This window comes from Pseudomonas cichorii (assembly GCF_003700275.1).
In the GTDB taxonomy this organism is placed as follows: Bacteria; Pseudomonadota; Gammaproteobacteria; order Pseudomonadales; family Pseudomonadaceae; genus Aquipseudomonas; species Aquipseudomonas cichorii_B.
Map to the genome: position 1 here is coordinate 1 of NZ_RBRE01000052.1, position 20,344 is coordinate 20,344.

At 57.2% G+C, this 20,344-nt stretch carries 19 protein-coding genes and 1 pseudogene; 10 read left to right on the forward strand and 10 right to left on the reverse strand.

What is annotated here, in order from left to right; translation table 11 throughout:
* The first annotated feature begins 489 nt into the window (after nt 1–489).
* The 4 genes and pseudogenes from ALQ04_RS14325 (at nt 490) to ALQ04_RS14340 (ending at nt 5,837) form a co-directional block, all read left to right on the forward strand.
* A pseudogene (locus tag ALQ04_RS14325) lies at nt 490–1,919 on the forward strand (MBL fold metallo-hydrolase RNA specificity domain-containing protein).
* Between the two features lie 276 nt (nt 1,920–2,195).
* Nucleotides 2,196–3,212: a glycosyltransferase family 4 protein gene (locus tag ALQ04_RS14330; RefSeq protein WP_122316414.1), complete on the forward strand. Its 1,017-nt coding sequence runs from the start codon at nt 2,196–2,198 to the stop codon at nt 3,210–3,212.
* A 105-nt stretch (nt 3,213–3,317) separates the two neighbouring features.
* Nucleotides 3,318–5,321: a nucleoside-diphosphate sugar epimerase/dehydratase gene (locus tag ALQ04_RS14335; RefSeq protein ID WP_122316415.1), complete on the forward strand. Its 2,004-nt coding sequence runs from the start codon at nt 3,318–3,320 to the stop codon at nt 5,319–5,321.
* Between the two features lie 177 nt (nt 5,322–5,498).
* A complete protein-coding gene (locus ALQ04_RS14340) occupies nt 5,499–5,837 on the forward strand; it encodes a helix-hairpin-helix domain-containing protein (RefSeq protein WP_122316416.1) in 339 nt (112 codons plus the stop codon).
* A 96-nt stretch (nt 5,838–5,933) separates the two neighbouring features.
* Here ALQ04_RS14340 and ALQ04_RS14345 read toward each other — a convergent pair whose 3' ends face one another.
* Nucleotides 5,934–6,500, reverse strand: a complete 567-nt coding sequence (locus tag ALQ04_RS14345; protein WP_122316417.1) for a TetR/AcrR family transcriptional regulator — start codon at nt 6,498–6,500, stop codon at nt 5,934–5,936.
* 259 nt (nt 6,501–6,759) lie between these two features.
* Nucleotides 6,760–7,131, reverse strand: a complete 372-nt coding sequence (locus ALQ04_RS14350) for a sigma factor-like helix-turn-helix DNA-binding protein (RefSeq protein ID WP_122316418.1) — start codon at nt 7,129–7,131, stop codon at nt 6,760–6,762.
* A gap of 255 nt (nt 7,132–7,386) precedes the next feature.
* Between ALQ04_RS14350 and ALQ04_RS14355 the strand changes: the two genes are divergently transcribed.
* Together ALQ04_RS14355 and ALQ04_RS14360 are read left to right on the forward strand one after the other, a co-directional pair.
* The gene (locus ALQ04_RS14355) at nt 7,387–8,877 is read left to right on the forward strand and encodes a DASS family sodium-coupled anion symporter (RefSeq protein ID WP_122316419.1); all 1,491 of its coding nucleotides are present in this window, start codon (nt 7,387–7,389) and stop codon (nt 8,875–8,877) included.
* Between the two features lie 244 nt (nt 8,878–9,121).
* Nucleotides 9,122–10,399: an aromatic amino acid transport family protein gene (locus ALQ04_RS14360; protein ID WP_122316420.1), complete on the forward strand. Its 1,278-nt coding sequence runs from the start codon at nt 9,122–9,124 to the stop codon at nt 10,397–10,399.
* A gap of 77 nt (nt 10,400–10,476) precedes the next feature.
* On the opposite strand, the gene ALQ04_RS14365 is transcribed toward ALQ04_RS14360, so the two are convergent.
* From ALQ04_RS14365 to ALQ04_RS14380, 4 genes are all read right to left on the reverse strand, one after another.
* Nucleotides 10,477–11,022, reverse strand: coding sequence for a PaaI family thioesterase (locus tag ALQ04_RS14365; protein WP_122316421.1), 546 nt, complete (start codon nt 11,020–11,022; stop codon nt 10,477–10,479).
* A 269-nt stretch (nt 11,023–11,291) separates the two neighbouring features.
* Nucleotides 11,292–11,498, reverse strand: a complete 207-nt coding sequence (locus ALQ04_RS14370) for a hypothetical protein (protein WP_122316422.1) — start codon at nt 11,496–11,498, stop codon at nt 11,292–11,294.
* 110 nt (nt 11,499–11,608) lie between these two features.
* Nucleotides 11,609–12,091, reverse strand: coding sequence for a GreA/GreB family elongation factor (locus tag ALQ04_RS14375; protein ID WP_122316423.1), 483 nt, complete (start codon nt 12,089–12,091; stop codon nt 11,609–11,611).
* Between the two features lie 3 nt (nt 12,092–12,094).
* Nucleotides 12,095–12,481, reverse strand: coding sequence for a hypothetical protein (locus tag ALQ04_RS14380; protein WP_122316424.1), 387 nt, complete (start codon nt 12,479–12,481; stop codon nt 12,095–12,097).
* Between the two features lie 115 nt (nt 12,482–12,596).
* Here ALQ04_RS14380 and earP point away from each other — a divergent pair, with 115 nt between their 5' ends.
* On the forward strand, nt 12,597–13,730 hold the full coding sequence (gene earP / locus ALQ04_RS14385) for an elongation factor P maturation arginine rhamnosyltransferase EarP (protein WP_122316425.1): 1,134 nt from the start codon (nt 12,597–12,599) through the stop codon (nt 13,728–13,730).
* A gap of 99 nt (nt 13,731–13,829) precedes the next feature.
* Nucleotides 13,830–14,399, forward strand: coding sequence for an elongation factor P (locus tag ALQ04_RS14390; protein WP_117164043.1), 570 nt, complete (start codon nt 13,830–13,832; stop codon nt 14,397–14,399).
* 61 nt (nt 14,400–14,460) lie between these two features.
* On the opposite strand, the gene ALQ04_RS14395 is transcribed toward ALQ04_RS14390, so the two are convergent.
* From ALQ04_RS14395 to ALQ04_RS14405, 3 genes are all read right to left on the reverse strand, one after another.
* Entirely contained in the window at nt 14,461–15,480 is a 1,020-nt protein-coding gene (locus tag ALQ04_RS14395) for an alpha/beta hydrolase (RefSeq protein WP_122316426.1), read from the reverse strand.
* Between the two features lie 25 nt (nt 15,481–15,505).
* Complete coding sequence (locus tag ALQ04_RS14400; protein WP_025261270.1) at nt 15,506–15,925, reverse strand: organic hydroperoxide resistance protein; 420 nt, start codon at nt 15,923–15,925, stop codon at nt 15,506–15,508.
* A 245-nt stretch (nt 15,926–16,170) separates the two neighbouring features.
* Complete coding sequence (locus ALQ04_RS14405; protein ID WP_122316427.1) at nt 16,171–16,644, reverse strand: MarR family winged helix-turn-helix transcriptional regulator; 474 nt, start codon at nt 16,642–16,644, stop codon at nt 16,171–16,173.
* 201 nt (nt 16,645–16,845) lie between these two features.
* Here ALQ04_RS14405 and ALQ04_RS14410 point away from each other — a divergent pair, with 201 nt between their 5' ends.
* Both ALQ04_RS14410 and ALQ04_RS14415 read left to right on the forward strand, forming a co-directional pair.
* Nucleotides 16,846–17,592 (forward strand): sulfite exporter TauE/SafE family protein, encoded by a 747-nt coding sequence (locus tag ALQ04_RS14410; protein ID WP_183142176.1) that lies wholly within the window; start codon nt 16,846–16,848, stop codon nt 17,590–17,592.
* 64 nt (nt 17,593–17,656) lie between these two features.
* A complete protein-coding gene (locus tag ALQ04_RS14415) occupies nt 17,657–18,865 on the forward strand; it encodes a winged helix-turn-helix domain-containing protein (protein WP_122316429.1) in 1,209 nt (402 codons plus the stop codon).
* 47 nt (nt 18,866–18,912) lie between these two features.
* Here the strand turns inward: ALQ04_RS14415 and ALQ04_RS14420 are convergent, their stop codons facing one another.
* Nucleotides 18,913–20,259 carry a class II 3-deoxy-7-phosphoheptulonate synthase gene (locus ALQ04_RS14420; protein WP_122316430.1) on the reverse strand — a complete coding sequence of 449 codons (1,347 nt, stop codon included), beginning with the start codon at nt 20,257–20,259 and terminating at the stop codon, nt 18,913–18,915.
* Nucleotides 20,260–20,344 lie beyond the last annotated feature (85 nt).

The window sequence follows — 20,344 nt, forward strand, 5'->3', positions numbered from 1 at the left end:
GACCGTTCCTCGCCTGTTTTTGCCTTGCCTGACCTTCGCTCGCCGATTTTTCGTACAAAGCCTAAGGCAGATACCTTCGTCATCGGGTAAAGCAGAACGGGCCTGACTTTCCGTTCGGGGCTCGTTGGCGCGTGAGGGCTTTTCCGGGCTCTCTGCCGGGCTTCATCTAACTACTCTGATAAAACAGCTTCTTGCTTATAAGTTCTGTGTTGAATTTGTTTGTAGGAGTTTTCTTCTTATTTGTGTGGAAAGTTAGTTCCTGCTTATAGTCCTGTTGCGCTGTTTTTGAGCAGCGCCCGATATTCAGGCATGTTTATCATGTGATGTTGCATTTTATTGTTTTGTTCTTGATTTTTGGCGCATCTGTCAAGGCTTGAAGATAAGCCTTTCGACGCTGAATATGCCACCTCTTCAATCATTCGATGCCAGGCTCCGGCGCTCTTTAAGTGTGCTCGCCAGTCAGGCCTTGCTCGTAGAAAAGGTGGCTGTATGTTTTTCCCTGAAATCATTCATCACGGTGCAACGCAATATGTAACCGGCTCTTGTCATCAGTTATGTATGGATGCTGCCAATAGTCTGTTGATTGATTGTGGGGCGTTGCAAGCGAGTGAGCCTGGAGCGAAGGACGGAACGTTCGATTTCTCGCCGGCCGATATCAAGGCCCTGATCGTTACTCACGTACACTTTGACCATGTTGGACGAATTCCCCAATTGCTGGCTTCCGGCTATCGGGGGCCAATATTGTGCAGTGAGCCTTCTGCTCATCTGTTGCCGCTGGTCATGGAGGATCTTCTCAAGTTCGAGTTTCACCATGACCGCAAGCAGATTGAGCGCTATCTGGCGGCGATCGAAAAGCGCGTGATTGCCTTGCCCTTCGACCACTGGTTTGATCTGGTCAACACTGACACGCTGGTCTGCAAGGTTCGCCTGCAGCGCGCCGGACATATCCTGGGCTCTGCCTATGTCGAATGCGATCTTCGCTATCCGCTGGACGGGCGTACCCAGCGTGTGGTGTTTTCCGGCGATCTGGGTGCTGATCATGCACCGATGCTTCCCGCACCGAAATCGCCTGAGCGGGCAGACATCTGGTGCTTGAAAGCACCTATGGCGACCGTCTTCATGAGGACCGTGCCACGCGGCAGTCACGCCTTGAGCAGGTTATCGATCAGGCGCTGGAGGATCATGGCACGGTCTTGCTGCCCGCGTTCAGCATCGGGCGCACTCAGGAGTTGCTGTACGAACTGGAGGATATCCTGCGCCGCAAAAGCCTGTCGGGCAGGACTGTCGATACTGCCGATCAGTCTGCGTTAGCGATGGATTGGCCGCAGTTACCGATCATTCTCGATTCTCCTCTGGCCAGCCGCTTCACCAGGGTTTATCAGGAGTTCGAGGATTATTGGGATGAGGATGCGCAACAGCGCCTGAACAGCGGCAGACGACCGCTGGGGTTCTCTCAACTGATTACCATCGACAGTCATGCCCAGCATCTGCAGACGGTCAATTATCTGGCCAGTACTGCCCGGCCAGCCATCGTCATCGCTGGCAATGGCATGTGTGCGGGCGGACGAATCGTCAATTATCTGAAAGCCATGCTGGGTGATAAACGGCATAACGTGGTTTTCGTGGGTTATCAGGCCAAGGGCACGCCAGGTGCTGCGATCCAGAAGCATGGTCCGGTTGGCGGGTATGTCGAGCTTGATCGTGAGCGATTCGATATTCGTGCCGGTGTCTCTACCGTGGCCGGCTATTCCGCTCATGCGGATCAGCAAGGGCTGGTCGGATTTGTCACAGGCATGGCCGAGTGGCCGGGGCAGGTAAGGCTGGTGCACGGTGAGTCGAGTGCCAGGAAGGCGTTGGGTAATGTTTTAAATCGTAAGTATTCGCTGGCAAATCGACGTCTGGAGTTACTTGTGCCCTGAACCAGTTGCCCACTGCAGGAGGTGGGCAACTGGTCGCATATTTCGGTTGATAAGTGGACCGCTATACGTAATATTCGCGCGCCTTATCGGGTGGTCACATGCATGACATGACCGTTCGTATGGCTGTAATGGTCGGTAAAAGGGTTTTTCCCAAGGACTTCGTGATTCTTTGCAGGTCGATATTTTCAAAACCTGTACGATGCTCAAGTGGCCGCCATCGCTGAGGGTGGATGACACGATGAAATAAACAGGGCTGTATTTTCTGGAACGCAAAAAATGGTTGAGTGGTTGTCGGTAATCGCTGTAGCGCTTTTATCCCTGGTATTGACCGCAGTGCTTCGCAGGTATGCCCTGTCCCGAAGCCTGATGGATGTTCCCAATGCGCGTAGTTCCCACACTATTCCAACACCGCGTGGTGGTGGAGTTGCCATAGTCGTGGCGTTTCTGCTTTCCATACTGCTGTTGGCATGGGATGACCGGGTTCCGTCTGCAGCCCTGATTGCCATCGGTGGGGCGGGTGGTCTGGTGGCCTTGATTGGCTTCATGGACGATCACGGGCACATTGCTGCCCGCTGGCGTTTGCTCGGCCATTTCGCTGCGGCGGCCTGGGCGCTTGTGTGGCTGGGAGGATTGGCACCGCTCAATTTCTTTGGTTTCAGCGTCGATCTGGGAATCATCGGCCAGGTGCTTGCCGCTTTTTACCTGGTCTGGATGCTGAACCTCTATAACTTCATGGACGGCATCGATGGCATCGCCAGTGTCGAGGCCGTAACGGTCTGCGGCGGCATCAGCCTCATTTATGTGCTGGGTGGTTTCGGCGATCTGCTCTGGGGGCCTGCGCTGCTGGCCGCTGCGGTCATTGGCTTTCTCTACTGGAATTTCCCGCCAGCACGGATATTCATGGGCGATGCGGGCAGCGGGTTTCTGGGAATCGCGCTGGGTATGCTTTCTGTTCAGGCTGCATGGGCTTCATCTCAGCTATTCTGGGCATGGTTGATCCTGCTGGGGGTTTTCATCGTCGATGCCACCGTGACGCTTGCTCGCCGTTTGCTGCGTGGAGACAAGGTGTACGAGGCTCATCGCAGCCATGCCTATCAGTTTGCATCGCGCCGCTATGGCAAGCACCTTCCGGTGACCCTGGCCGTGGGTATTATCAATATCTGCTGGTTGCTGCCTGTGGCCTTGTGGGTGTCGGTATTGGGTGGCGATGGTGTGACGGGCGTGCTGATTGCCTATGTGCCGCTGGTCATCTTGGCTCTCAGGTTCGATGCGGGCCGCCTGGAATCCAATTAAGTTAAGTTTTCGCGGTTTTTCATATAAATTGATTCTTTGTATGTCTGCATTGGCTTCGGGTATTGAGTGTAACGCTCCATAGAGAACGAGGAGAGTGATGAGGGCATGAACAGATTGCGAATTTTTCTGCTGGCCTTGCCGCGGCGGAAAAAGCGAATGGTTCAAGTCGCTGCTGACCTCGTTCTGGTCTGGTTTGCACTGTGGATGGCATTTGTCGTTCGCCTTGGGATCGAAGATCTGGTCAACCCGCTGGAAAAGCACACCTGGCTTTTCGTCAGTGCTCCGCTCGTAGCCATCCCGCTGTTTATCCGCTTCGGCATGTACCGCGCCGTGATGCGTTACTTCGGCAATGATGCGCTGATCGCCATCATCAAGGCCGTCACGCTGTCTGCGATCATTCTGGGCGGCGTGGTCTATCTCTACAGCAATCACAAGCAGGTTGTGCCCCGTTCGATCATGTTCAACTACTGGTGGTTGAGCATGGTCATGATCGGTGGCCTGCGTCTGGCTATGCGGCAGTACTTTCTCGGCGACTGGTTTGTCGCTGCCCAGCACGTGCCTTTCGCCAATCGCGATGATGGTCTGCCAAAGGTCGCCATCTATGGCGCGGGTGCCGCCGGCAATCAGCTTGTGGCAGCCTTGCGAATGGGCAGGCATATGCGTCCGGTTGCCTTTATCGATGACGACGAATCAATTTCCAATCGAGTAATTTCCGGACTACAGGTCTACAAGCCCAAGCATATTCAACGCATGATCGAAGTCACCGGAGCCCAGGAAATCCTGTTGGCTATTCCGTCTTCGTCGCGCGGCCGTCGCCGGGAAATCCTCGGCTTTCTGGAAGGTTTCCCCCTGCACGTGCGCAGTGTTCCAGGTTTCATGGACCTGGCTTCGGGGCGGGTCAAGGTCGATGATCTGCAAGAGGTCGACATTGCCGACCTGCTGGGGCGCGACTCGGTTCCTGCCAGGGCCAATCTGCTTGAGCGCTGTATCAAGGGGCAAACGGTACTGGTAACGGGGGCCGGTGGCTCGATCGGCTCGGAGTTGTGCCGGCAGATCCTCGAGCTGGAACCGACCAAGCTGTTGCTGCTCGACCACAGCGAATTCAATCTTTACTCCATATTGTCCGAGCTTGAGCAGCGGGTCATGCGTGAATCCCTGCGGGTCAGGCTGCTGCCAATCCTGGGGTCTGTGCGTGACCATCCCAAGCTGCTGGATATCATGAAGACCTGGAAGGTCGATACGGTCTATCACGCCGCCGCCTACAAACATGTGCCGATGGTCGAGCACAATATTGCAGAAGGGGTTGCCAATAACGTCATCGGCACCCTCAACACTGCACAGGCTGCGTTGCAGGCCGGGGTTTCCAACTTCGTCCTGATCTCTACCGACAAGGCGGTCAGGCCGACCAACGTCATGGGCAGCACCAAGCGGCTGGCCGAGTTGATTCTGCAGGCGCTGAGCCAGGAAACCGCGCCGGTGATCTTTGGTGACGGGGCCAATGTCCATCAGGTCAACAAGACCCGTTTCGTCATGGTTCGCTTCGGCAATGTACTGGGCTCTTCAGGGTCGGTGATTCCGCTGTTCCACAAGCAGATCCAGTCCGGCGGGCCGCTGACGGTGACTCATCCGAAGATCACCCGCTACTTCATGACCATTCCCGAGGCGGCGCAACTGGTCATCCAGGCCGGCTCGATGGGGCAGGGCGGCGATGTCTTTGTCCTGGACATGGGCGAGCCCGTGAGGATTGTCGAGCTGGCCGAAAAGATGATTCATCTGTCAGGCCTGAGCATTCGTTCGCAGAAGAACCCTCAAGGCGATATTTCCATCGAGTTCACGGGTTTGCGCCCGGGTGAAAAGCTTTACGAAGAATTACTCATCGGTGAAAACGTCGTGGCTACCGAACACCCGATGATCATGAGCGCCAACGAAGATCATCTGCAGTGGGAAGTGCTCAAGGGGCGGTTGAAAACCTTGCTCGATGCCGTCGATAAAGATGACTACAACCGGGTTCGCCAGTTATTGCGTGAAACGGTCAGTGGTTATGCGCCCGAAGGGGAGATTGTTGACTGGATATATCAGGAGCGCCGCCGCGAGCCCGATTGCAAGTAAGGGAAGTTTCGCTAATATTTGGAATATATATTGGCTGAATTAAAGTGTTGCATGATTTTTAATCTTTGGCGGGACACAAGTCGATACTTTCTACTTCATTGACACTGATAACGATTGGTCTAGATTGCGAAGGCGACATTTGGAATGTTGCCTTTTAATCACTATGGAGCGTTATCTATGCGAACCGATCTTTTTTCCTCGTTACTCTTTGCCCTGCTGACCAGTGTCTCGGTTGCCGTCACTGCAGCACCTGCACCCGCTGGGCAAACGATGACTGAAACAATGGCCCCGCATGCTGTTGCGCCGGAGCAGAAAGTCGACACCGTCAATATCAACAAGGCCGATGCAGACACACTTCAGAAGGCTCTTGCAGGGATCGGCAAGAACAAGGCCAATGCGATAGTTGCTTATCGCGAGGCCAATGGCGAGTTTGCATCGGTCTACGAACTGATTGAGGTCAAAGGGATCGGCAAGGCCATTCTCGACAAGAATCGCGACAAGTTGTCGGTTGAATAACATTGCCATGAAAGTCTGACCCGCAGTCGGGCTTTCATTCAATGTTCAGTAACGCAACAGATGCTCTTGCAGGTCCAGCATTCCGGGCCTGCATGCTCAACTGACCTGTTTTATTTCCAGCTGGAGTCTTTGGCGCGCAGTACTGAGAATCTGCTCCGACAGCTCGGCGCTATGAGTGCTGCGCGACAGTACCAGCGCTCCAACCAGTGTCGAAAGCATGGAAAGGCTTCTTTCCTGGGTATTTTCTCCAGGTAGCGCTTTTGCAATCAACGCATGCAAATGCAGGATGATTTCATCGGTCGTCATGCTGGGCTGACCACGCTGGCCCAGTTCGGCGCACATGTTTGGCAATGGGCAGCCGGACTCGGGTGAGTCGCGATGGTCGGTTGAGAGATACGAGTCGATGAGGCCCGGCATCGATTCTTCCATGGAGAATATCTTGCCGGTGAGCTCTTTGACTTCGTCCAGAGTGCTCAGCAGGGCCTGCTCTACAAGGTCATCCTTGGATTTGAAGTGGGCGTAGAAACCGCCATGTGTCAGGCCCAGCGCTTTCATTAGCGGCTGCAGACCGGTTGCACCAATGCCATCACGACGAAAGCGCGCAGACGCTTCCTTGATGATGCGCTGATGGGTTTGGGCTTTATGATCCAGGGCATATCGCATGTGATGAGCCTCCCGACTATGGCCCGCAAAGTGTTACGGAGTATTTTCACATGAATAGATTAATCGATGCAGCGACGATTTCTTAAATCGCATTTGCAGCATACTGGCATTCGACACATCTAGTAATGCTATTTTCGTGATGGATCCATGCTACTTGATTTCGGTGGGCGGCTGACACTGCCAGTCGGCATATGCCAAGCGGCATATAAAGGAAGGGGCTTACAGCACAAGGCGGGTGGTCCTGCGCAGGAGGGGGAGATTACAGCGTGTGGCGCGAGACTTTACGGCAGTGGACCAACGCATCGCGAATCATGAAATTGACCACACTCGGCGATACACCAAGGTTACAGGCGATTTCTTTTTGTGACACGCCATGCAGGCGGTACATCTCGAAGGCATATCGAGTCTGGCTGGGCAATTGCGCCAGGGCTTCGCTGAGGTGCTCACGTGTTGCGAGGTTTACGGGTGAGGAATCGGTTGAGGAATCGGGTGATGCGTCCTGCACGACATCTTCTGCGCGAGGAGTACAACCGGCCAGACGGGCGCCAACCCTGGCGCGGATCGGCCGGTTTATGGCGAAGGCCTGCAGCAGAGAAGTGCCACAGCTTCGTAGGGTTAGTCGTTGCGGCATGCAAATCACCTGACAGTAGAGGTTTTCAGGGAGGCCCCGACATATCGCGCAACAAATTAAGTTGGATGATAATCATTGTCAATTGTAGGCGGTAACTAATTTCATGCATCAGTGGCTCGTTCTTTCTAGGCGGGCCATGTGATCCGTGCTTGACCGATATCAAGGGCCTGATATCGGCGCAGGTCCAGAATGGCCGGGACTGTAGCGCTAGCCTCTGCGAGCGTGGATTTCGATGGAATGGATACAGGAACCCGCATGAACGTGTCTGTAAATACGCCTGAAGTACCGCCGGGCAAGGTCAGGATTCCCGTTGGTCTGGTGATTGGTGTGCTGGTGATGGTCGGGGTGCTGTGCTTGCCCATGCCCGCCGACTTGCCGGTTGCGGGCCATCGAATGCTGGCGATCCTGGCCTTTGCCGTGGTGGTATGGATTACCGAGGCCGTTTCCTACGAAGCCAGCGCCATCATGATCACCTCGCTGATTGCGTTTCTGGTCGGCCTGGCTCCCACCTTGCAGGATCCATCGGTGCTTTACGGGTCGTCCGCAGCGATCACCATGGCACTGACTGGCTTTTCCAATCCGGCACTGGCGCTGGTCACCGGGGCGCTGTTCCTGGCGGCGGCCATGACCCATACCGGGCTGGATCGGCGCATTGCTCTGGTGACCCTGTCACGGGTCGGCACCAGTACTCGCAGAATCATGATCGGTGCCATTGTCGTAACCATCCTGCTCAGCCTGGTGGTGCCCAGTGCGACGGCGCGCAGTGCCTGTGTGGTACCGATCATGATGGGCGTGATTGCGGCATTCGGAGTCGACAAGCGCTCGAATATCGCCGTGGCGATCATGATCATCGTGGCCCAGGGCACCAGCGTCTGGAACATCGGCATCCAGACCGCAGCCGCGCAGAACCTGCTGACAGCAGGTTTCATGGACAAGATGCTCGGGCAGCGGGTTTCCTGGATCGACTGGCTGATCGCCGGAGCTCCCTGGGCTCTGATCATGTCGGGTGTGCTGATTCTGCTGGTCCTCAAGCTTCTGCCACCGGAAAGCGACAGTATTCCCGGCGGCAAGGAAGCGGTTGCGAAATCGTTGGCCGAGATCGGTCCGATGACCGGGGCCCAGAAGCGCCTGCTGAGCGTTTCGGTGCTGCTGCTGATGTTCTGGTCGACCGAGGGCAAGCTGCACAGTTTCGATACCACCTCCACCACCTATGCAGGTTTGGTGATCCTGCTTCTGCCGCGCTGGGGCGTGATGACCTGGAAGGATGTGCAGTCACGCATTCCCTGGGGAACCGTGATTGTGTTCGGCGTCGGCATCAGCCTGGGGACAGCTTTGCTGACGACCCAGGCCGGTCAATGGCTGGGCGGCCAGGTAGTGGCGAGAACCGGGCTCGATCAGTTGGGTTCGTTGGGGATCTTCGCTGTTCTGGGGGCATTCCTGATTCTGATTCACTTGGGTTTTGCCAGCGCAACAGCCTTGACCTCGGCGTTATTGCCGATCCTGATTGCCGTGCTGCAAACCCTGCCGGGAGATTTCAATCGGCTAGGCATGACCATGCTGCTCGGCTTTGTGGTCAGCTACGGTTTTATCCTGCCGATCAACGCGCCGCAGAATATGGTCTGCCTGGGAACGGAAACCTTCAATGCCCGCCAGTTCGCCAGTGTCGGCATTCCCATGACCCTCATTGGTTATGTGTTAATGCTGGTGTTCGGCATGACCTACTGGAAGTGGCGGGGCTGGATGTAGTCCGGCATCGCCGGGTAAGGACGTGCTGTTCTTGCCCGGCCTGTAGCAGATATCCGGGACAACGTTGGCCTGTTTCGCACATCTTTGTGCATTTGCTCGCCACTATCCGACGTTCGGTCCGATAACTCTTTGATTTCCCTCCGTGATCCCTGACAATCGCGCCCCCCTGTTTCGGGTGGGATCTTGACTGCCAAGTTCGTATCCCCCACCCGATTTGAATAACCGGCCACGGAGACCAGACCGGATGAATGATCAGGCCAATGGCGTCGTAGAACGCCTGGATGCAGAACCCGCGAACATAGCTGCGTGGAATCGTCACGATACAACCTGGATGCTCGGTCTGTTCGGTACCGCTATCGGTGCCGGCACTCTGTTCCTGCCGATCAACGCTGGCATAGGTGGTTTCTGGCCACTGCTGGCGTTGGCGTTGCTGGCTTTTCCCATGACGTTTTATGCACACCGTGGTCTGACTCGTTTCGTGCTTTCCGGGCGCGACGGGGCCGACATCACTGAAGTGGTCGAAGAGCATTTCGGCAAGAGCGCCGGGGCCATGATCACGCTGCTGTATTTCTTCGCGATCTTCCCGATCCTGCTGATCTACAGCGTGGCGTTGACCAACACCGTGACCAGCTTTCTTGAGCATCAACTGCATGTGCAGGCCCCGCCGCGAGCGCTGCTGGCCTTTGTGCTGATCCTTGGCTTGCTGGCCGTGGTGCGTTGTGGCGAGCGATTGATCGTCAAGGCCATGAGTCTGATGGTCTATCCGTTCATCGTCGCGCTGGTGTTCCTGTCGGTGTACCTGATCCCGCACTGGACCGGCGGCATCCTGAGCACCGCGACCACTCTGCCTGAGCCCTCGGCATTCCTGCCTGCGCTGTGGCTGGCGATTCCGGTAATGGTGTTCTCCTTCAACCATACGCCGATCATTTCTGCCTTCGCCGTGGATCAGAAGCGCCTGTACGGCAAGAATGCCGATGTGCGCAGCTCGCAGATTCTGGCCCGTGCCCACGGTTTGATGGTGGTGATGGTGCTGTTCTTCGTGTTCAGTTGCGTGCTGACCCTGTCGCCTGCCCAACTGGCTGAAGCCAAGGCGCAGAACATCTCGATCCTTTCGTATCTGGCCAACCATTTCAGCAATCCGACCATCGCCTTCGTCGCACCGCTGATTGCTTTCGTGGCCATCGCCAAATCCTTCCTGGGTCACTACATCGGTGCCAGCGAAGGCTTGAAAGGCCTGATCGTGAAAACCGGCCGCCGTCCTGCACCGCGTACTCTGGACCGGGTAACTGCCGGGTTCATGCTGGTGGTGTGCTGGCTGGTTGCAACCCTCAACCCAAGCATCCTGGGCATGATCGAAACCCTCGGTGGTCCGGTGATCTCGGCATTGCTGTTCCTGATGCCGATGTACGCGATCCACAAGGTTCCTGCCATGCGCCAATACGCTGGCAAGCTGTCCAACATCTTCGTGGTCACCGCGGGTATCGTGGCGATTACCGCGCTGGTCTACTCGTTGCTGCAATAAGCCATTGTGCTTCCACAGAGTTCGTTCGGGCTCTGTGGAAGGCTCAGGCAGATCCCGTCTCCGCCAATTCTTCTCAGTTATTCCCGGCGCTGCATGTCCAGAATCATGCAGGTCGTGCTGGCCGTCGCGTACAAACGATCATCCACGTCATATAGGCGGCCTTCGGCCAGCGCTGTCGAGCGTCCCAGATGAATGACCTTGCCCTCGGCCCTCACTGGCCCGACCTTGTCGCTCAACGCCCGTACATAACTGACCCGCAAATCGAGGGTGGTATAGCCCTGGCCTTTCTTGAGTTCGGTGTGGATCGCGCAGCCCATGCATGAGTCCAGCAATGTCGCGGCATACCCGCCATGCACACTGCCCAGCGGGTTGTAGTGACGACTGTCGGGTGTGCCCTGAAAGATGAACAGTCCGGGTTGCCATTGCAGCGGGATAAAGTCCATCAGATCGCCAATCGGCGGGCAGGGGAGTTCGCCTCGTCCAATGCCTTCCAGAAAATCGAAAGGCTCCAGTGCCGCCACTTCTGCAAGACTGGTGGTACCTGGCGGGGCCAGACGAGTGCGCATGTACCTCTCTTCCTCGATCCATAAAGCCAGTTTTTCATCACGCGAGAGGTTTTGCATGGCGCTGTACTCCTGGACGACATAGGGATCATAAAAATTATGGTCATAATATTTATGTGATTGTCGATGCAAAGTAAAGCGCGAAAAAAGCGCAGGCATGCCGCTGCTGGAAGCAGCAGGAGAGAGGTGCAAGTGCTGGGAAGAGGGTGGTTTTTATAAAGTACGGGTGCACAGGGTCAGCATTGGGGCTTCACAGGATATGAATGCCCCAAGTGGCGGCTTGCGTGGCGGCCTGTTCAGTCAGGCTGCGTTATGAATGAACAGATGGTTTAGTCCACCGGCTCCGGGTACAGAGGTTTTGACAGCTGCATGATGCTCGCATAGTCATAAACATACTGGCGTCCTGCATGGCTGGTCGAGCGCAATTGATCGATCAGCAGCCGCTCTTTCTTGTTCAAGTATCTCAACGCCGGTTCTTCGCTGGACTTCAGGCGATCACGTTCATGGGCGTCAGGAAAGGCGATGACGTTCGTCATGAAAAATCTCCTTGATTTAGTCCTTGCTTGCTGCGGTGTAGTCCCTGTTTAACAAGGGTTTACATTACCCACAAAAAGTCTGTGCGGGAACCCTGAAAATGAAAGACGTGTCACACGGCATGAGTAACTTCAAAGGATTGACGGTGGCCATTGATGGTTATTTCAACCCTATCGCCTTCAAATTTGCCCAGTAGATTCTGGCCCAGCGGTGCGCGAGCGGTGATGACAGTAATGGGTTGATTGTCTGAATTGACCTTCAAACCGGCCGCATCCGGGCCAATGAACAGGTATTGCGATTGCTCGCCCTGATCTTCAAGGGCAACCAGATCGCCGGTCTGGATGCCGCGCGAGTCATCGAACGGCTTGAGACTCCAACCCTGGTAAAGCGCCAGTGCCTGGCGGATCTCTTCTACCCTGCGAGCCTGACCGGCTGCCAGGTATGAAGCTTCCAGCCCCAGGGTGTCGTACTTGTTCTCGGCGACGTTTTCTTCGTGGGTGGCAGTCTCATACGCGGTCTGCGCGGCACGCACAGCGATATCCAGATCGATTTTCAACCTGTCGACAATCTGTAGCAGGACGTCTGCCTTGTTCATGGGTTATCCGCAGTATTCATTGATGCCCGCACGGCTTCTGTCGCTGGGGGCCGTGCGGTCCTGCTGCATCCAGAAGTCGCATTTTGGCCGGTTGAAGTTCTTCTGTTGTTGCTCCTGGGCCTGCTCGCGGGCCTGACGGGCTTCGCTTTCACGCAGGTTCTGCTCGTACTTCTGGAACATGGCGTTCTGCGGTTCTTCCTGAGGCGCAGCAGGTGCGCGCAACTGGGCGGCAGCCCTTTCCAGCGCCTGAGTCTGGGCGGGCGGCAGGTTCTTGTAGAACAGCATGCCCGTCAGCACCACCGCCATCGCACCCAGCCAGATACCCAGTGCTATACAGACGATCAGCTTCAGGGAAACATACAGTTCGCGGCGGTTCGAGTAGGACGGCATGGCGGAACTCCTGATGTGGGCAACAGTGGCAATTGTGCCATGCCTGACGCTGGTGGAAAGCTGTTGTTCTGGAGGACAATCAGCGTTTTTCTCAATCCAGCCTCAAGGAGCCCGGATGAAAGCCTCTTGGGACATTTTTTGCAGCGTCGTCGATAACTATGGCGATGTCGGCGTTACCTGGCGCCTGGCTCGCCAACTGGTGGCCGAGCATGAGCTGGACGTACGCTTGTGGATCGATGATCTGGCGGCGTTCGTTCGTCTGTATCCCCAGGCGAGCGCCGAGGCCGCGCAGCAGTGGCAGGAAGGCGTGAGCGTTTGCCACTGGCCCGAGACCTGGGTGGCTACGGACATCCCTGATGTAGTGGTCGAAGCCTTTGCCTGCCGCCTGCCGCCGGCCTACACCGAGGCGATGCTGCAACGTTCGCCAAGACCCGTGTGGCTCAATCTGGACTATCTGAGTGCCGAAGAGTGGGTTACCGGATGCCATGGCCTGCCTTCGCTGCAGTCGAGTGGCCTGAAAAAGTTCTTTTTCTTTCCAGGCTTCCGCGAGACGACCGGCGGGCTGTTACGCGAGAAGTCGCTCATCGAGCAGCGCCAGGCTTTTCAGCGCGACAAGGCAGCCCGGCAAGGCTTCCTGCAACAGCTGGGGATCGAGCCTTGCGGCGACGCTCGTCTGATTTCGCTGTTTGCCTACGAAAACCCCGGTATCGGCAGTTGGCTCGAACTGCTGGCCAATGCTCGGCGCCCGACTCATTTGCTGGTGCCCGAAGGTCGGGTGCTGGGCGATGTCCAGCGCTGGCTGGGAGTTGAGAGCCTGCCGGTCGGTGCCTTGCAGAAGCGTGGAGCCCTTGTGGTTCAGGTCTTGCCGTTCGTCCGGCAGCAGGATTATGACCGGCTGCTGTGGTGCTGTGATTTCAATGTCGTGCGCGGCGAAGACTCTTTTGTGCGGGCCCAGTGGGCCGGGCGGCCGATGCTGTGGCATATCTATCAGCAGGAGGGCGATGCCCATCTGCCCAAGCTCGATGCCTTTCTGGAGCTCTATCTGGCCGGGCTTTCGCCTGCGGCGGGGCAGGCGTTGAATGAGCTGTGGCAGGCCTGGAGTGCCGGTCTGGATCTGGCGGCAAGCTGGCAGGCACTTGACGCTTGTTGGCCCGAGATCGAAAAGCATGCCGAGCGCTGGTGTCTGCAACAGGCCTCGCAAACCGATCTTGCTGCGGCGCTGGTACAGTTTTACCGAAGTTCGCTATGATACGCGGCCTTGATATGAGGCTCTGTACGAGAAATGCCTGTGCAGGCTATTTCTCGTACAGAGCCTTTGGCTATTTCAATCCAAATTCGGATATATGCAATGAAAACTGGTAAAGAGCTGAAACCCGGTACCGTGATTCGTATCGACAACGATCCTTGGCTGGTCCAGAAGGCCGAGTTCACCAAGTCCGGTCGTAACAGCGCAATCATGAAGACCAAGCTGAAGAACCTGCTGACCGGTTACAAGACTGAAACCGTATACAGTGCAGACGACAAGCTGGACGACGTGATCCTGGATCGCAAGGAAGCTACCCTGTCTTTCATCAGCGGCGACTCCTACACGTTCATGGACACCACTGACTACACCATGTACGAACTGAACGCCGAAGACATCGAAGCCGTTCTGCCATTCGTTGAAGAAGGCATGACCGACGTCTGCGAAGCCGTGTTCTTTGAAGAGCGCCTGGTTTCCGTAGAGCTGCCGACCACTATCGTGCGTCAGGTCGACTACACCGAAGGTTCCGCTCGCGGCGACACTTCGGGCAAGGTCATGAAGCCTGCCAAACTGAAAAACGGCACCGAGCTGAGCGTTGCAGACTTCATCGAGATCGGCGACATGATCGAGATCGATACCCGTGACGGCGGTTCCTACAAAGGCCGTGCTAAATAAGCACAGTCTGCGTAATACAAAAAAACCCGCATTCATGCGGGTTTTTTTATGGCTAGCAGATTTACTTCAGATGCGTCTTGAGCTCCTGGGAAGCCTGCAGCATCGCTGAGCGTACCGCAGGCACCTGGCTGACCACGTTGAGCAAGCCGTAATCGTGGATCATGCCGTTGTAACGCACGGCGGTGACCGCCACGCCAGCCTGGTCCAGCTTGCGGGCATAGGCTTCACCTTCGTCGCGCAGCACATCGGCACTGGCGGTCTGCACCAGGGCAGGTGGCAAGCCCTGCAACTGCTCGATGGACGCACGCAGCGGCGAGGCATAGATCTCGTTGCGTTGTGCGGCATCCGTGGTGTAGTTGTCCCAGAACCACTTCATCATGTTGCGGGTCAGGAAATGCCCTTCGGCGTACTGCTCATAGGAAGCGGTATTGAAGTTGGCGTCCGTCACAGGCCACAGCAGCACCTGATACCGCAAGGCCGGAGTGCCCTTGTCCTTGGCCATCAGGGCGACTACTGCCGCCATGTTGCCGCCGACACTGTTGCCCGCCACGGCCAGCCGCTTGCCATCGACGTTGATTTCCTTGCCGTGCTCGGCAACCCATTTGGTCGCGGCATAGGCCTGGTTGATCGCTGTCGGGTAATGCGCTTCCGGTGATGGCGTGTAGTTGACGAACACTGCCACAGCCCCCGAGCCCTCTACCAGATCACGAACCAGACGTTCGTGAGTCGGGAAGTCCCCCAATACCCAGCCGCCACCGTGGAAGAACATGAATACCGGCAAGGCCCCCTTCACACCGGCAGGGCGCACGATGTTCAGGCTGATGGATTGACCGTCCACCTTGATGGTCTTCTCGCTGACCTCGGCCTTGGGCAGCGTCAACTTGACCCCGGCCTGGGCACCGACCAATACCGCGCGGGCATCCTTGGCCGACAACTGCTCGATGGGCTTTCCGGTGCCTGAGTTCAGTGCATCCAGAAAGGCCTGGGTGTTGTGTTCGATGTCCGCAGTGCCCGCGGCAAAGGCGCTGCCAACGGACAGGGCCAGAAGAGTACCGGTCAAGACTTTGCTGAAGGTTTTCATGTTCGATTCCTGTGCCTGGGCGGGTTTAGACGGTTACGTGCAGGCGTACATCGACATTGCCGCGGGTAGCGTTGGAGTACGGGCAAACCTGGTGAGCGGCATCGACCAGTTGTTGCGCGTCCGCCTGTTCAAGACCCGGCAGGCTGATGTGCAGGTCGATGTCCAGACCGAAACCGCCGGGAATCTGACCGATACCGACATGGGCAGTGATCGAGGCATCTGCCGGAATGCTGCGCTTGCTCTGGCCAGCGACGAATTTCAGGGCGCCGATGAAGCAGGCCGAGTAACCGGCAGCGAACAATTGCTCAGGGTTGGTGGCTTCGCCGCCGGCACCGCCGAGTTCTTTAGGGGTCGCCAGTTTGACGTCGAGGATCTTGTCGCTGGAAACAGCGCGACCATCACGGCCACCGGTAGCAGTTGCAACAGCGGTATAGAGAGTGTTCATGGCATTGCCTCGCAGGTTGGTTTGATTGTTCGCAATAATTTTGCGTGCTAACTAATTGGCTGTAAATTTATAGTGCTGATATTTAGTGCGCAAGTTAATTTTGCGAATCCAGGTTTCATTCCAGCGCCAGAAAGGCGATTTCTCTATCGGACTACAGATTTAAATCAATAAAAAACAAAGACTTGAATAGATTTTTACCGTTCGTCGGTACAGGGCTTGAGGGGGTGGAAAGGCTTGCGATCAGCTCAGAGGCTTTCATGCAGGTGGGTGCGCAGATCCAGTAACGCACTCTGCAGCACGCGCAATTTATCCAGCGTCAGGCCGCTGGAGGAGAGGATACAGCCGGGAACGTCTCTGGCTTTTTGCTGCAGGGCACGGCCTTGTTCCGTCAGATGCAGCAGGACTACGCGCTCGTCTTCCTTGCTGCGGTTGCGATTGATGAACCCTTCGGCTTCCAGGCGCTTGAGCAGCGGCGTCAGGGAACCGGGATCGGTCAGCAGACGGGTGCTGACCTCGCCGACAGTCAAGCCGTCCTTTTCCCATAGCACCATCATCGCCAGGTATTGCGGATAGGTCAGACCCAGCGCCTGGAGCAATGGCTTGTAGACCTTGGTCATCATCAGCGAGGTGGAATACAGGGCAAAGCACAGTTGGTTATCGAGCAGCAGCGAGTCGCAATCGGCAGAAGCATCGGAATCAAGACGGTCTTCGGCATTCATGGGCGGTCCTCGTAAGCTGTAAAAGGGTCTAATTTAGTGCTGTGACCTTTAATGTGCCAGATAAATCCGGTCGATCATGGGGCACAAACGAACTGCCAGCGGCACATGCACGCAATGATGAGCGATTATCCAGCGTTGAGCGTATGCCTGTGCCTCAAGACTGCGTAGCATTCACCGCCATGGGCTGACTGGGAGCGCAGTGTGATTGACGTTGTGATGTTCGTGTTGCTGGGTGGCGTAATGGGCACCCTTGGGGGATTGTTCGGAATCGGTGGCGGGCTGGTGGCGATTCCGGTGTTGGGCGTGCTGTTCGGCCTCGATCAGCAATTGGCGCAGGGCACTGCATTACTGATGGTGCTGCCCAATGTATTGCTGGCCTTGTGGCGCTATAACCAGCGCAACCGTGTGCTGTTGCGTAATGCGTTGATGCTCATCATTCCCGGTTTCTGTCTGGCCTGGCTGACTTCATTGCTGGCAGTCAGGGCCGATGCCGAACACATACGTATCGGATTTGTGGTTTTCCTGATTCTGATGACGGTCTTCAACCTCGCACAGATGTTCTGGCGCAAGCGACAGGCCAGTGCGCAGTTGAATCACGTCAACTGGCTGTGGCTGCTGGGCGTGGGTTCCGGTGTGACCGGAGGATTGTTCGGCGTGGGCGGCGGAATAGTCGCTACGCCGATTCTGACCAGCGTATTCGGCGCCACGCAGGTTGTTGCGCAGGGACTTGCCTTGACACTGGCGGTGCCGAGCACGGCGATTACCCTGTTCACCTATGCGCTGCATGATCACGTCAACTGGTCCATGGGTATTCCCCTGGCGATTGGTGGTCTGGCCAGCGTCAGTTGGGGAGTGAGGCTGGCGCATTCGATGCCAGAGCGGCTGTTGCGCTATCTGTTCTGCCTCTTCCTGTTGCTCTGCGCCGTGATCCTGATGTTCAAGGTCTGAGCCTTTAGGCACTGACAGACCCTGCATAATCGGCTAGCGTTGCGGGTCTGGCCGGGAGTCTCGAATGTCTGCAGAACTGTCCCTCAAACAAGCTCGTCGTCTGGCACTGGCTGCCCAGGGGTTCACTGGGCGCCAGCCGCCAGGCATCATCAAGGCCAGCCATGTCACGCAATTGATCCGTCGCCTGGGCGTGCTGCAGATCGATTCGGTCAACGCGCTGGTGCGTTCCCACTACCTGCCGCTGTATTCACGGCTCGGCAATTATTCGCCGACGTTGCTGGAACAGGCTGCCTGGAGCCAGGGGCGGCATCGCACGCTGTTTGAATACTGGGGGCACGAGGCTTCTCTGTTACCCCTCGAGCTTTATCCGCTGCTGCGCTGGCGGATGCGCCGGGCGGCTCAAGGCGAAGGAATCTATAAGCAACTGGCCCGCTTTGGCCTGGAACAGCAACCGGTGATCCAGAGAGTTCTGCAGGCGGTGCATGAGCGGGGCGCGTTGGGTGCTGGCAGTCTCGGCAGTCGGCAGGAGCGCGCAGGTCCCTGGTGGGACTGGAGTGCGGAGAAGCTTGCGCTGGAATGGTTGTTCGCGGCTGGCGAAGTCACGGTGGCGGGGCGTCGTGGTTTCGAGCGCTTGTATGATTTGCCGGAGCGCGTGCTGCCGGGGGCGGTGCTCGATCAGCCTGAAATCCATGAGGCCGAGGCGCAGCGTGGTCTGTTGTTGCATGCGGCCAGGGCGCTGGGCGTCGCTACCGAAAAGGACCTGCGCGATTATTTCCGGCAGGACCCGCTGCCCAGCCGTCTGGCCCTGGCCGAACTGGTCGAGGCCGGCGAATTGCAAACGCTTCGGGTCGCAGGCTGGAAACAGGCGGCGTTCTGCCCGGCGGACCTGCCGGCGCCACGCAAGGTGTCGGCCAGTGCCTTGTTGTCGCCGTTCGACTCCCTGATCTGGGAGCGGGCGCGCACCGAGCTTCTGTTCGATTTCCGCTATCGGCTGGAAATCTACACACCACAGCACAAGCGCGTATATGGCTATTACGTCTTGCCGTTCCTGCATAACGAACGCATTGCAGCGCGCGTCGACCTGCGCGCCGAGCGGGCGGCAGGTTGTCTGGCGGTGCATGCCGTGCATGAGGAGGCGCCCGGGCTGGACGAGGAGGGCATGCAGGCACTGGCCCGCAACCTGCGCCAGCTGGCTGACTGGCTGGGGTTGGCCGAGGTCAGGATTGATTGCCGGCGAGACAGTGCTGCACGCTTGCTGGCGCACAAACCGTAGGAGGCCCCGCAGTGTCAGGAACACTGCGGGGCCTCCTGCAGCGTGTTTCAGCGTTTCACTTGCTTCAAGGTTTCGGCAATCAGAAAGGCCAGTTCCAGCGACTGATCGGCATTCATTCGCGGGTCGCAATGGGTGTGGTAGCGGTCCGACAGGCCATCTTCGGTGATCGGGCGTGCGCCGCCGATGCATTCGGTGACGTTCTGGCCTGTCATTTCGATATGGATGCCGCCCGCATAAGTGCCTTCGGCCTGGTGAACCTGGAAGAACTGTTTCACTTCCCCAAGGATCTGCGCGAAGTCGCGGGTCTTGTAGCCGCTGCTGGCCTTGATGGTATTGCCATGCATCGGGTCGGAACTCCACAGCACCTTTCGGCCTTCGCGTTCCACGGTACGGATCAATTGCGGCAAGTGATCGCCTACCTTGCTGGCGCCCATCCGGGCGATCAGGTTCAGGCGACCCGGGTCATTGTCCGGGTTGAGCACGTCGATCAGACGAATCAGGTCGTCGGGATCCATGCACGGGCCGACCTTGACCCCGATCGGGTTGTGCACCCCGCGCAGGAATTCGACATGGGCGCCATCCAGTTGCCGGGTGCGGTCGCCGATCCACAGCATGTGCGCCGAGCAATCGTAGAAGTCGTTGGTCAGGCTGTCGCGGCGAACAAAGGCTTCTTCGTAGTTCAGCAGCAGGGCTTCGTGAGCCGTGAAGAAACTGGTTTCGCGCAATTGTGGCGAGCTGTCCATGCCGCAGGCGCGCATGAACGCGAGGGTTTCGTCGATGCGATCGGCCAGTTGGCTGTACTTCTGCGCCAGTGCCGAGTTGGCAATGAAGTCCAGATTCCATTGATGGACCTGATGCAGATCGGCAAAGCCGCCCTGGGCGAAAGCGCGCAGCAGGTTCAGGGTCGCGGTGGACTGGTGATACGCCTGCAGCAGGCGCTCGGGATCCGGTACCCGGCTCTTCTCGTCGAAGCCGATGGCGTTGACGATATCGCCACGATAGGCCGGCAGCGTCACGCCATCGATGGTTTCGTCGTTGGCCGAGCGAGGCTTGGCGAATTGTCCGGCCATGCGACCGACCTTGACCACCGGGCAGCCAGCGGCAAAGGTCATAACGACCGCCATCTGCAACAGCACTTTGAAGGTGTCGCGAATCTTTGCGGCGGAAAACTCCATGAAGCTCTCGGCGCAGTCTCCGCCTTGTAGCAGGAACGCACGGCCCTGGGAAACTTCGGCAAACTGGCGACGCAGGTCACGGGCTTCTCCGGCGAACACCAGCGGCGGGTAGCTGGCCAGGCGTTGTTCGACCTCGCAGAGGTGCGCAGCATCAGGGTATCGGGGTTGTTGCTGGATAGGTAATGCCCGCCAGCTGTCGGGGCTCCAGGGTTGGCTCATTATTGGCTCTTGTGAGGATGCAATCGAAGCGGCATGTTAACAGCTCGCTGTCGGGCTGCCAGCGCGTGCAGGATGACCGGAAGCC